The 12,889-nt window shown below is 54.0% G+C and carries 11 protein-coding genes and 2 tRNA genes; 2 read left to right on the top strand and 11 right to left on the bottom strand.

Annotated elements, in window-relative coordinates; all coding sequences use genetic code 11:
- Window positions 1–7: 7 nt before the first annotated feature.
- The 11 genes from gloA to WKJ03_RS04670 all read right to left on the bottom strand — a co-directional run bounded on the left by gloA (window position 8) and on the right by WKJ03_RS04670 (window position 8,893).
- On the bottom strand, window positions 8–409 hold the full coding sequence (gene gloA / locus WKJ03_RS04720) for a lactoylglutathione lyase (protein ID WP_337841013.1): 402 nt from the start codon (window positions 407–409) through the stop codon (window positions 8–10).
- Between the two features lie 38 nt (window positions 410–447).
- Complete coding sequence (gene nth, locus WKJ03_RS04715) at window positions 448–1,080, bottom strand: endonuclease III (protein ID WP_337841012.1); 633 nt, start codon at window positions 1,078–1,080, stop codon at window positions 448–450.
- Window positions 1,080–1,775, bottom strand: coding sequence for an electron transport complex subunit E (locus WKJ03_RS04710; RefSeq protein ID WP_337841011.1), 696 nt, complete (start codon window positions 1,773–1,775; stop codon window positions 1,080–1,082). Before WKJ03_RS04710 ends, nth begins: the two co-directional genes overlap by 1 nt.
- Complete coding sequence (rsxG, locus tag WKJ03_RS04705) at window positions 1,772–2,404, bottom strand: electron transport complex subunit RsxG (protein ID WP_337841010.1); 633 nt, start codon at window positions 2,402–2,404, stop codon at window positions 1,772–1,774. The genes WKJ03_RS04710 and rsxG overlap by 4 nt, the downstream gene beginning before the upstream one ends.
- Entirely contained in the window at window positions 2,404–3,468 is a 1,065-nt protein-coding gene (rsxD, locus tag WKJ03_RS04700) for an electron transport complex subunit RsxD (RefSeq protein ID WP_337841009.1), read from the bottom strand. The genes rsxG and rsxD overlap by 1 nt, the downstream gene beginning before the upstream one ends.
- The gene (rsxC, locus tag WKJ03_RS04695; protein WP_337841008.1) at window positions 3,465–5,552 is read right to left on the bottom strand and encodes an electron transport complex subunit RsxC; all 2,088 of its coding nucleotides are present in this window, start codon (window positions 5,550–5,552) and stop codon (window positions 3,465–3,467) included. Before rsxC ends, rsxD begins: the two co-directional genes overlap by 4 nt.
- Window position 5,553: 1 nt before the next feature.
- Window positions 5,554–6,108, bottom strand: coding sequence for an electron transport complex subunit RsxB (gene rsxB, locus WKJ03_RS04690; protein ID WP_337841007.1), 555 nt, complete (start codon window positions 6,106–6,108; stop codon window positions 5,554–5,556).
- Entirely contained in the window at window positions 6,105–6,689 is a 585-nt protein-coding gene (gene rsxA, locus WKJ03_RS04685; RefSeq protein WP_337841006.1) for an electron transport complex subunit RsxA, read from the bottom strand. The genes rsxB and rsxA overlap by 4 nt, the downstream gene beginning before the upstream one ends.
- 78 nt (window positions 6,690–6,767) lie before the next feature.
- Window positions 6,768–8,618: a GGDEF domain-containing protein gene (locus tag WKJ03_RS04680; RefSeq protein WP_337841005.1), complete on the bottom strand. Its 1,851-nt coding sequence runs from the start codon at window positions 8,616–8,618 to the stop codon at window positions 6,768–6,770.
- 92 nt (window positions 8,619–8,710) lie between these two features.
- A tRNA-Asn gene (locus tag WKJ03_RS04675) sits at window positions 8,711–8,787 on the bottom strand.
- 29 nt (window positions 8,788–8,816) lie between these two features.
- Window positions 8,817–8,893, bottom strand: a tRNA-Asn gene (locus WKJ03_RS04670).
- Between the two features lie 533 nt (window positions 8,894–9,426).
- On the opposite strand from WKJ03_RS04670, the gene WKJ03_RS04665 reads away from it, so the two are divergent.
- Both WKJ03_RS04665 and uvrB read left to right on the top strand, forming a co-directional pair.
- Window positions 9,427–10,794 (top strand): MATE family efflux transporter, encoded by a 1,368-nt coding sequence (locus tag WKJ03_RS04665; RefSeq protein WP_337841004.1) that lies wholly within the window; start codon window positions 9,427–9,429, stop codon window positions 10,792–10,794.
- On the top strand, window positions 10,791–12,782 hold the full coding sequence (uvrB, locus tag WKJ03_RS04660; RefSeq protein WP_337841003.1) for an excinuclease ABC subunit UvrB: 1,992 nt from the start codon (window positions 10,791–10,793) through the stop codon (window positions 12,780–12,782). Before WKJ03_RS04665 ends, uvrB begins: the two co-directional genes overlap by 4 nt.
- The last annotated feature ends 107 nt before the right edge of the window (window positions 12,783–12,889 follow it).

Here is a 12,889-nt window from a genome sequence, read left to right as displayed (position 1 = left end):
CCAGCTGTTACAGCTGATCGTAGCTGGCTTTTTTCTGAATAAGCTCAATGGCGTAGTTGTCCGGATCGCGTACAAAGGCGATTTCTGTGGTACCACCTTTCACCGGGCCAGGTTCACGGCTGATCACCCCACCTTTGCTGCGGATAAGTTCGCAAGCCGCATAAATATCATCCACTTCCAGTGCAATATGGCCATAGGCATTGCCCAAGTCGTAACTTTCGACGCCCCAGTTGTAGGTCAGCTCCAGCACCGCACCTTCACTTTCCGGCTGAAAGCCAACAAAAGCCAGGGTGTATTTGTATTCGGTATTTTCTGAGGTGCGCAACAGCTTCATGCCCAGCACCTCAGTGTAAAACTCGATGGAACGCTGCAGGTTGCCCACCCGCAGCATGGTATGCAGCATACGCATTGCTTAACTCCTTGGTTCTGCTGTCGCCGGTTAACGGCTTATTCAGTTTTGTCGGCAAACTCGCACAGATCTTCAATCAGGCAGCTGCCACATTTGGGTTTTCGGGCCACACAGGTGTAACGGCCGTGCAAAATCAGCCAGTGGTGGACGTCCAGCTTAAATTCGGCGGGCACCACTTTCAGCAGTTTTTGTTCTACCTCGTCGACGTTTTTGCCGGGGGCAAATTTGGTTCTGTTGCTGACGCGGAAGATGTGGGTGTCCACCGCTATGGTCGGCCAGCCAAAGGCTGTGTTTAAAACCACATTGGCGGTTTTGCGGCCAACACCGGGCAGGGCTTCTAAGGCTTCGCGGTTTTCCGGTACCTCACCCTTGTGTTTATCCAGCAAGATACGGCAGGTTTTAATCAGGTTTTCGGCTTTGGAGTTAAAGAGCCCTATGGTTTTGATGTACTCTTTCAGGCCGTCCACGCCAAGGTCCCAGATCTGTTGGGGCGTATTGGCCACCGGGAACAGCTTGCGGGTGGCTTTATTCACGCCGACATCAGTGGCCTGGGCCGACAACAATACAGCGGCCAGCAATTCGAACGGTGTGCTGTATTCGAGCTCAGTGGTGGGTTTGGGATTGTTGTCCCGCAGCCGTACCAATATTTCGCGTCTTTTATCTTTGTTCATCAGTTGCTTACGTGAGTAACCCGGGCGCGGGATATTTTTTGTTCAGCCGGTTTGGCGCGGGCTTTGGCACGGAGATCCAGCTGGTTTTTTCCGGCGATCAGCAGGCCCATCACCAAAAAAGCACCGGGTGGCAAAATGGCCAGCAGCATGGGGTTTTCCGGCGAAAATAGCTGAATAGTCAAGACTTTGGCCCAGTCACCCAGCAACAGATCGGCGCCTGCAAACAAGGAGCCTGAACCCACCAGTTCACGTACCGCCCCCAAAGTACAGAGCACCAGCGCAAAGCCTGTGCCCATCATCAGGCCGTCAAAGGCGGCAGGCCCCACCGAATTTTTGGAGGCATAGGCTTCAGCCCGGCCAATCACAATGCAGTTGGTCACAATCAGTGGAATAAAAATGCCCAGCGCCTGGTACAGGTTGTACATCCAGGCATGCATCAACAGCTCAATGACTGTCACCACCGAGGCGATGACCATCACAAAAATAGGAATGCGGATTTCATTGGGAACAAAGTTTCGGACCAGTGACACCACGGTATTGGTGCTGAGCAGCACCAGCATAGTGGCAAGGCCAAGGCCTAAAGCGCTGGTCAGACTGGTGGTCACCGCCAGCAAAGGGCAGAGGCCCAATAACTGCACCAGGCCAGGGTTATTTTGCCACAAGCCCTGACGGACTATGTCTTTGTAGACGCTCATTTGGCTGCTCCGCAGTTGGCTGGCAGTTGCGCCAGTTCCGGGTGTTGCTGAATGTAAATAGCCGCATTTTTTACAGCCTTGACCACAGCCCGGGGCGTAATGGTGGCCCCGGCAAACTGATCAAACTGGCCGCCATCTTTTTTCACCGCAAAGCTTTTATCGTCGGCAGAAGCCAGCACCTTGCCAGCGAAACTCAAAATCCAGGGGTGACGTTTCAGTTCAATTTTATCACCCAGGCCAGGCGTTTCTTTGTGCGCCAGCACCCGCACCCCAAGCACTGTCAGCTCAGGGCTGATAGCGGCCAGCACTTCGATATTGCCGCTGTAGCCATCGGGCGCCGTGGTTTCCACCAGGTAAGCTTTGACTGCCCCTTGCTGCTGATAGCGGTAAATGCGCTGTGCCGCAGCTTTGCCCAGCAACACTGTGTCTTCTGCCAGCACGCAGCTTTGCAGAATATCGCTGTTGCCTTTGAGCTCAGGTAATACTTCCACCAGGGTGTTGAGCTTATTCTGCTCCTGTTGCCTGGCTATTTCCTGATAGGTTATTTGATTCACCACAGCCACAGCTAATACGCAGCTGATAGCCGCCACGCCAAGGATCAGCGCATTTTTACCGATGAACTTCAGCATTAACGGCCTCCTTTGGCCTGATGGCCATAAGTACGGGGTCGGCTGTAATAGTCAATCAGCGGCACTGTCATATTGGCCAACATTACGGCAAAAGCCACGCCGTCGGGGTAACCACCAAAACTGCGGATCACAAACACCAGCAGACCAATCAGGGCGCCAAACACCAGGCGGCCTTTGTCTGTGGTGGACGCCGAGACCGGATCGGTGGCGATAAAAAAAGCGCCCAGCATAGCGGCACCGGAAAACAGCTGAAACAGCGGGCTGGCGTGGGTATCGGGCGAAATCATCCAGGCGAGCAGGCTGCAGCCAAACAGGGTGCCCAGCATGGCAACCGGAATACGCCATTGAATCACTTTTTGCTGCAGCAAAACCAAACCACCCACTAAATAAGCCAGGTTCACCCAAAACCAGCCTTCTCCGGCGCCATAGGCAAACACAGATTTTTGCTGGCTTTCGCTGGTGGTGAGGCCTTTGCTTAAATCAGTACGTAAGGTATCCAGCGGGGTGGCCATACTCAGGCCATCGGCGTCCTGCCGTAACTGGCTGGTGCTGTAGCCAGCGCAGCTGTAATTGGTGAAAATGGCGCAAACCGCATCCGCCGGGTTTAAGGCTGTGGATTGCAGTGGCGCGGCTGGTAACCAGCTGGTCATCGGCTGGGGGAAGGACACCAGCAACATCACATAGGCGGCCATGGCCGGGTTAAACAGATTATGGCCCAGACCCCCATACAGTTGTTTCACCACCACTATGGCGAATACAGTGCCAATCACCACCAGCCACCAGGGGGCGTAAGACGGAACAGACACTGCCAACAGGACGGCGGTGACCAATGCACTGTAATCATTCAGCCTGAGCTGAACCGGTTTGTTGCGAAGCACAAGCACCGCAGCTTCCGCCGCCAGAGCGGTCACACTGGCCAGCAACAGCTGCACCAGCACGCCATAACCAAACAACCAGGCCTGCACCGCAATACCCGGCAGTGCGGCTAAAACCACCCAACGCATCAGGCTGCTGGTTTTTTTCTGGCTGTGATGATGTGGGGAGCTGGCTACTCTGAAACTCATGATGGTTCGTTATCCTGTGCTTTTTTGGCTTTGGCCCTGGCAATAGCGGCGGCTATTGCCGCTTTTTTCGCCGCCGCCGGATCCGTGGTGGCCGAGGTTGTTTCAGCCACAGTTTCAGGCATTGCTGGCGCTGGCTGTTTGTCTGCTGGTGTTCCTGAATCCTCCGCCGCAGCCTCTGCATTCACACTGTCATCAGACTGCTGTGCTTTTTTTGCTTTGGCACGGGCTATAGCGGCAGCCACCGCGGCTTTTCGCGGATCCTCCGCCTCTGCGGCTGATTCAGCGTCCTTGTCTGCTGGGGCTGGTGCAGGCGCTACGTCATCAGACTGCTGTGCTTTTTTTGCTTTGGCACGGGCTAACGCGGCAGCAATAGCAGCTTTGCGTGGGTCTTCCGCTGTCGGGGCCTCAGGTGCTGCTGTGGGTGGCTGTGCGGCTGCCTCTTGGGTCGCGGCTTGTTCTGCGGCGCGTTTTTGTTGCTGATAGGCCAGCGCCTCGGCTTTACGCCGTTCCCGTTCGGCCTGCACCGCGGCTTTGTCCAGTTCAGGCTGTGGCTGTTGCTGCACCCGCTCCAGCGCCTGTTGCACTTTAGCGGCTGCGCTGTCGGCTTCACCTTTGGCCTGTTGCGCCGCCAGGCGCTGGGCCGCCAGTTGCTGGTTTTTCTCCAGCCGTTCTTGTTTTTCCCGTTCCAGTCGTTCGGTGCGGGCATCAAAGCGTGCTTTGGCCTGTTCGGCTTTCAGCTCCTCACGCTGCGTTTCGCGGATCTCGGCTTTGGCAACGCGGTAGTACTGCACCAGCGGAATTTCACTGGGGCAAACATAAGCACAGGCGCCACATTCAATACAATCCGACAGGTTGTATTCTTTCAGTTTGTCCTGGTCTTTGGCTTTGCTGTACCACAACAACTGCTGTGGCAACAGGCTGGCCGGGCAGGCGTCGGCACAGGCGCTGCACCGGATACAATCCATTTCATGCTGGGCGGCTGGCAGTTCGGCTTCGGTCGGGGCCAGAATGCAGTTGGTGGTTTTCACCACAGGAATACGCCAGTCGGCCAGGGTAAAGCCCATCATAGGCCCGCCCATAATAACCCGCTGTTGTTCCCCGGCCTGAAAGCCACAGGCACTGAGCAAATCACTGACTGGGGTGCCAATTAAGGTCAGCATATTCTGTTGGTGAGTCAGGGTGTCGCCTGCGACCGTCACCACCCGGTGGATCAACGGAATATCGTCCAGCACCGCCTGAGCTATCGCAAAAGCAGTGCCGACGTTTTGCATCACAATGCCAATATCGACAGGGCGGCGGCCTGCCGGCACTTCCTTGCTGGTCAGCAGCCGGATCAGCTGCTTTTCACCGCCGGACGGGTATTTGGTTGGCACTTCGCGCACGAAGATATGTTCTTTCTGGCCAATGGCCGCTTTTAACGACGCCGCGGCAATAGGTTTGTCGTCTTCAATACCAATCAAGACCGCTTTGGGGTTCAGCAGCTTCATCAGAATTTCAATGCCGGCCAGAATATCGCTGGCACGCTCCTGCATCAGCAGGTCGTCTGCGGTAATGTAAGGCTCACATTCCACCGCGTTAATAATCAGGTAGTCGACCGGCTGTTTGGCGCCGAGCTTCAGATGGCTGGGGAAACCTGCGCCGCCCATACCGGCGATACCGGCATCCTGAATGCGCTCCAGTAAGGTAAAGGCATCAGAGTGATCCGGGTCCAGAGGCTGGCGGGGCCGCCATTCATCCAGACCATCCGGTTCCAGCACCAATGTGGGCTCCGGCAGTGCCGAAGGGTGCGCACTGGGGTGCAGTTCAATAGCTTTGACCAGTCCCGAGGTGGGGGCATGCACAGGCACCGCCATGGCATTGCTGGCTTTGGTTAAAGCCTGGCCTTTTAACACCCGCTCTCCCACTTTCACCTGCAACTGGCCCGCCACCCCAATGTGCTGGCGCAACGGAATATACAACTGCGCCGGTATATCCATCAGCGCAACGGGTTTATGGTTGGTCCTTTCTTTGCGGCTGGGCGGGTGAATACCGCCGTGAAAATCCCAGAGTTCACCGGCTTGAATTTGCTGAAATAAGGTACCCAAATCAGGACTCCACCACTTTGACCGGTATGGCCTGTAAATCCCATTTCCACCGCTCCAGGCTGGGGGCAAGCGGACGCATTTCTATGCAATCGACAGGGCAGGGTTCGACACAGAGATCGCAGCCTGTGCATTCGTCCACAATAACGGTATGCATTTGCTTCGACGCGCCGACAATAGCATCCACCGGGCAGGCCTGGATGCATTTGGTGCAGCCAATGCATTCCTCTTCGCGGATAAAAGCAACCCGTTTTACCGCCGGTGTTTGGGCTTCGTTCAACGGTTTGGCATCCACCCCCATTAAATCGGCCAGTTTTTTAATGGTGGCTTCGCCGCCCGGTGGGCATTTATTAATGTCGTCGCCATTGGCAATGGCTTCGGCGTAAGGACGGCAGCCCGGGTAACCACATTGACCGCACTGGGTTTGTGGCAGAATCTCATCAATTTGATCGACCAGTGGGTCGGCTTCCACTTTAAAACGAATGGCCGCATAGCCCAATAAAGCACCGAAGATCAGCGCCAGTATCCCCAAGGCCCATAAGGCAGTCAGAATGGTCATACCGCTTTCACCAAGCCGGTAAAGCCCATAAAAGCCAAGGACATCAGGCCTGCAGTCACCATCGCAATGGCGGCCCCTTTAAAGCTGACCGGCACATCTGCAGCCGCCAGTCGCTCACGCATGGAGGCAAATAGAATCAGCACCAGAGAGAAACCGACCGCTGCACCAAAGCCATACACCACAGACGACAGAAAATCGTGCCGGGCCTGAACGTTCAGCAGGGCGACACCCAACACCGCACAGTTGGTGGTAATGAGTGGCAGGAATATCCCCAACAAGCGGTACAGGGTCGGGCTGCTTTTATGCACCACCATTTCAGTAAACTGCACCACAACAGCAATCACCAGAATAAAAGCCAGTGTGCGCAGGTACAGTAAATCCAGCGGTTGCAGCAGCCAGGTGTCGACCAGATAGCTGCATAAAGACGCCAGCGTCAGCACAAAAGTGGTCGCCATCGCCATACCTATGGCGGTTTCCAGCTTTTTGGACACCCCCATCACAGGGCAGAGGCCCAAAAATTTAACCAACACGAAGTTGTTCACCAGGACGGTACTGACCAACAACATCAGAAATTCGGACATAAGAGTTTCCCAGAAAAAACTGGCGGTATTATGCGGTCTTGCACTGCGACAGACAACAGTTCAGCGTTGAATCGCCTGTTATTCCAGCGCAGCAGGTTTACTCAGATAGTAGCCTTGCAGGCCATCCACCAGCAGGGATTCCAGCATTTGTTTTTCTGCTGCGGTTTCCACATTTTCGGCCAGCACAGCAATACCGATGCGGTGGGCCAGGTCCACCATCAGCCGGATAAAGTACTGGTTATTTTTGTCGTCTTCAATTTGCCGGGTATAGCTGCCATCCAGTTTAACAAAGTCCGGTTTCAGCTCACGGAAAAACTTAAAGGAAGTAATACCCATGCCAAACCTTTCTACTGTGACCCTGGCCCCTTGCTGATGCAATAAATCCAGCAGGCGTTTGGACAGTCGCAGGTTGTGTTGCAAGCCTTGTTCGCTGATTTCAAATACCAGCCGGCTGCACAGCTCTGGCTCCCGGCTCAGGCGTCGGTCCAGCCAGGCCACAAACTGTTCATCCTGCACTGCACCGGCAGACAGGTTGATCCCCAAGGTCTGAGTGGGCAAACGGCCGGCCAGCGCCATGGCCTGTTCGACAATCAGTTTTTCCAGTTCGAGCAGCCGGTCCAGTTTGCCGGCCATCTCCAGCACCTGGGCTGTGGGCAGCAACTGCTCGTCTTTACTGCGAAAGCGCACCAACAATTCGGTGTAACTGCGGCTGCCTTTGTTCAGCGGCTGGACCATTTGACCCAGCAGGGTCAGCAACTGCTGCTCGATAATATCATCGAGCAACTGCCGCCAGTTCTGCGGGGAAAAACTGGTTTGATGGGCACTGTGTTCCTGATCATTGTATAAATAAAGCCGGACCGAACCTTTGCCATGCTGCTGGCGGGCCAGACCAATGGCGGTGTCGGCCAGCGCCAACAGTTCGCCCAGAGCTTTGCCCTGATGGGTCAGCACCAGACCCAGCAGCACAGGATGTGACAGGTTTTTTTGCTGCAAATAAAGCTGGCACTGTTGCAATACCAGGTCTGCCAGCTGCTGCGCCTGCTCAGGGCTGGCGTCAGCCTGCAACAGGCAAAAGTCGGTGTGGTTCAGGCGGAACAGGCTGGGTTGTGGTGTCAGGGCCAATTGTCGCAGCTGATCCGCCATCTCTTTAATATAGAGATCACCTGCCAGGTAACCTTGCTGCTGATTAATGTCATTCAGGTTTTCACAGCGGATCACCACAAACAGGCTATGGTGCACTGCATTGGCATTTTTGAGTAAGGTCTCGTAACTGCGCACAAATTGCTGGCGGTTCGGCAACCCGGTCAGTTGGTCGACCAAAGCCAGCTCCAGCAGATAATCTGCTGCTGTGGTACCGCTGGTGGACGTCTGAGTCTGACTGACTGCTTGCCCTGTGGCCTGTTGGGCTACTTTTTCAAGCGGATGCAAGGCGTGGCTGGGTTTGCGTGCCGGCTGATTTTTCAGCCGGTAAAAAGGCAACAGCACCAATAAAGCAGAAGCAAAACTCAGCAACAGGCTTTGCCATTGCAACTGACGTAAAAGCTGTTGCAAAGCAGGCGAAAAGCTGACGGTCAGCCCATGCAGTTCATCCCGGATCTCCATTGGGTCCAACGACACGGCAAAAAGCGCCAGTGCATAACGGGCCAGTTCAATACCGCTTTCTGCATTATCATGCTCGTGCAGCACGGCACCGTCCAGTTGGCTGAGCTTTAAATAAGGCAGTTGAAAACTACTGCTCAGTTGCCGGGTCAGTATTTTGGTATCGCCGGTCAGATGATTAGCCAGCAATTGCTGGATAGCAGCCTGATGGGTCTGTTGTAACTGACTGATTTGCAGAGATGCCGCCTGCCAGAATAACCAAAAACTCAATACTGCAGAGAGCAGGGCACAACCCCAGGACAGCAGACTCAGACGCGTAGCTATGTTCATAAATAATTTCTGATCAGGATGCATCACTTCGGACTCTAAGATCCTAAGAGTAAGATATTTCAGAGGAAAAACGAAAGAATTTATCAGGAGTATGGCTCCCCAGGTTGGACTCGAACCAACGACCTACGGATTAACAGTCCGCCGCTCTAACCGGCTGAGCTACTAGGGAGTGGTATAACGCGTTGCTACAGTGCTGTTTGGCTCCCCAGGTTGGACTCGAACCAACGACCTACGGATTAACAGTCCGCCGCTCTAACCGACTGAGCTACTAGGGAACAGCTTCACAACGGGGCGCAATACTAATGCCAGCCCCTACCCCTGTCAACACTTTCACCCGCGCTTTTTCAGCAAATAGATTCAGTTGCTGTTTGTTTCGCCAGGGCGCTTAAAAAATGGCAGATTCTGCAATTTCAGCAGCTATGCATTGCTTATTCATGGCCGCAACGAAAGAAGTTCAGGCGACGCAAGGCCTGGCTAAGGTTGTCCACAGATTCTGTGGATAAGTCTGTGAATTTGGGAGGGCTCAACAAGCAAACCCCTGAATCAACGCGGGGTAGCGCCAGATCAATAGCTTTGCGGTGAAATTTTTACCATATAAAAATCAATGACTTATAAAAACAATACAATTGATAATTTATGCAGAAGAGCGCATAACTGCAAAAACTTTCGTTGCCCTTATGCTGTGAACACTTTTTACTAAATTTGCACAAATTTGCTGCGTTTTTGCCCAATTAAAAGCCTGCCGGGCGCTGGAGTCCAGGTCTGGTTTTGACTACAATGGCGGCCTCTTCGCCCTGAAGTAATAGTAATGACTGATTCTTCCTCCGCTAAGCCCGATTTGTTGCAAGGTGATATTCGCCAAACGCTGACACAAATGACAGTGCCGGTCCTGTTTGGCATGATCACCCTGATGTCGTTTAACCTGGTCGATACCTTTTTTATCAGTATGCTGGGCACGGCTGAACTGGCCGCCGTCAGCTTCACCTTTCCGGTCACCTTTACCGTGATCAGTCTGGCCATTGGACTGAGCATCGGCACCTCGGCCGTGATAGCCCGGGCTTTGGGAGCTGGGCAACAGCAGGACGCCAAAGCCGATGGTCTGGCAGCACTCTGGTTATCGGCTTATCTGGTAGCGGTCTTGTCCGTGATCGGCTATTTCAGCATTGACCCTTTATTCCGGTTGTTAGGGGCCAAAGCCGATACCCTGCCTTTTATCCATCAGTACATGGAAATCTGGTTTCTTGGCGCTGTGTTTCTGATCACCCCTATGATTGGCAATGCGGTACTGCGGGCCGCAGGGGACACCAAAACGCCCAGTGTTCTGATGGCCTGTGCCGGTTTATTAAATGCGGTGCTGGACCCCATCTTTATTTTTGGCTGGGGGCCGGTGCCCGCTATGGGGGTGGCTGGAGCTTCCCTGGCGAGTGTGGTGTCCTGGCTGCTTGGTTTTGGCTTGATCCTGCATTTATTGGTGTTCAAGCGAAAGCTGGTGGACCCCGGTCATCAGAACTGGCAGGAGTTTTGCCGCATCAGCCGGAAAATTCTGCATATAGGTTTACCGGCTGCGGGGGCCAATATGCTGACGCCGCTGGCGATGGCCGTACTGACTGCAGTAATGGCCAGTTATGGTGCAGAGGCGGTCGCGGCTTTTGGTGTAGGCGCGCGGCTGGAAAGCATAGCCTCTTTAGTGATCCTGGCCTTGTCGATGACCCTGCCGCCTTTTATCAGTCAGAACCTGGGGGCCTGTGCCTACCAGCGCATTGAGCAGGCCTACCACACCTGCATCCGCTTTATTCTGCAGTGGCAACTGGTGGTGTATCTGTTGCTGTGTGTCAGCGCCCCCTGGATAGCGGCGGCTTTTACGTCCGACGAACAGGTCGCCGTCTATATCCGCTACTTTATCTGGATCCTGCCTTTAGGTTATGGCCTGCAGGGCCTGATTATTCTGACCAATTCTTCTTTTAATGCGCTGCATCTGCCGCTCAGTGCCTTGCAGTTGTCCGTGGTGCGGCTTTTTGTATTTTATGTGCCTTTTGCCTGGGTTGGCGGACAGGTCGGCGGTGTGCTGGGCGTCTTTGCCGGCTGCTTGCTGGCCAATTGCTGCACCTCTGTTCTGGCGCGTTTTTGGTTTAAACATAAAGTGGCACAGCTGCAAGGTCAGGAGGCCCCGGTATGAGCCGAGATTTTGAACTGGTATCGAATTATCAGCCTGCGGGCGACCAGCCTGCTGCAATCCGCCAGCTGGTCGATGGGCTGGACGCTGGTCTGGCGCATCAAACTCTGCTTGGGGTTACAGGCTCAGGTAAAACCTTCACCATGGCCAATGTGATAGCCCAGGTGAACAGACCCACGCTGATTATGGCGCACAATAAAACGCTGGCCGCACAGCTCTATGGCGAGATGAAGGAATTTTTTCCACATAATGCGGTGGAGTACTTTGTGTCCTATTACGACTACTACCAGCCAGAAGCTTATGTACCGGCCAGCGACACCTTTATTGAAAAAGACGCTTCTATTAATGAGCATATCGAGCAAATGCGGCTGTCGGCCACCAAAGCGCTGATGGAGCGGCGTGACGTGGTCATTATTGCATCGGTGTCGGCCATTTATGGTCTGGGCGACCCTGAGTCTTATATGAAAATGCTGTTGCATCTGAAAGTGGGAGACATTGTTGACCAGCGCAGCATTTTACGTCGTCTGGCGGAGCTGCAATACAACCGCAACGACGTCGCCTTTGAGCGCGCCACCTACAGGGTACGTGGGGACGTGATTGATATTTTTCCGGCCGAATCAGATGAAATTGCCGTCCGGGTGGAACTCTTTGACGAAGAAATTGAACGCATCAGCCTGTTCGACCCCTTAAGCGGTGCGGTAGAAAAGGTCGTCAACCGTCACACCATTTATCCGAAAACTCACTATGTGACGCCCAGGGAAAAAATTCTGGAAGCGGTTGACAGGATCAAACTGGAGCTCAAGGACAGACGCGCTCAGCTGCTGGCGGAAAACCGCTTGATTGAAGAACAGCGTATTGGTCAGCGTACCTTGTTTGATCTGGAAATGATGGTGGAGCTGGGGTATTGCTCCGGTATCGAAAACTACTCGCGCTATTTGTCTGGCCGGGCCGAAGGTGAACCACCGCCAACCTTGCTGGATTATTTCCCGGCCGATGGCCTGATGTTTATCGACGAATCCCATGTGACCATTTCGCAAATAGGCGCCATGTATAAAGGTGACCGATCACGCAAAGAAAACCTGGTGAACTACGGATTCCGGCTGCCATCGGCGTTGGACAACAGGCCACTGCGTTTTGAGGAGTTTGAAGCCATAGCGCCGCAGCGTATTTACGTGTCAGCCACACCAGCCGACTACGAGCTGAAGCATTCAGCTGGCGAAGTGGTGGAGCAGGTGGTACGCCCTACCGGCCTGGTGGACCCGCAAATTGACATCCGCCCTGTGGCGACCCAGGTGGACGATTTGTTATCCGAAGCTTATCAGGCGGCGCAGCGGCAGGAGCGGGTGCTGGTGACTACCCTGACCAAAAAGATGGCCGAAGATCTGACTGATTACCTGGCTGAACATGGTGTGAAAGTGCGTTACCTGCACTCAGACATTGATACGGTCGAGCGGATGGAGATTATCCGCGATTTACGTCTGGGAGTCTTTGATGTGTTGGTGGGCATTAACCTGTTGCGGGAAGGTCTGGATATTCCGGAAGTGTCGCTGGTGGCGATACTGGATGCCGACAAAGAAGGCTTTTTACGCTCAGAGCGGTCACTGATCCAGACCATAGGCCGTGCTGCCCGTCACCTGAACGGGAAAGCCATTTTGTATGCCGACCGCATCACAGGCTCCATGCACAGAGCCATCAGCGAAACCGAACGTCGCCGCGCCAAACAGATAGCCTTCAACGAACAGCATGGGATTCAGCCGCAGGCCATTCGCAAAAAAGTGGCCGATGTGATGGACCTGGGCCAAGACAATGCTGAACCTAAAGTGGCAGAAAAACTGAAGCTGGCCAAAGGCAAAACCCCCTATCAGTTGCAGGCCGAAATTAAACAACTGGAGCAGAAAATGCTGGCGCACGCCAAAAACCTGGAGTTTGAACAGGCGGCTGCCGTGCGCGACCAAATTCATCAATTGCGTGAAGCCCTGCTTGAAATCTAGCCTTGTCTCCCACCAGCGGGGTTGTAACTGATCCCGCTGGTTGTTTTTTATCCATTTGAAATGTTTACATATTTTCACAATGTTATTCAGAAATCATTAAGTTAACC

The organism is Rheinheimera sp., assembly GCF_037442525.1.
In the GTDB taxonomy this organism is placed as follows: Bacteria; Pseudomonadota; Gammaproteobacteria; order Enterobacterales; family Alteromonadaceae; genus Pararheinheimera.
This window is presented reverse-complemented; position numbering and strand designations above follow the sequence as displayed.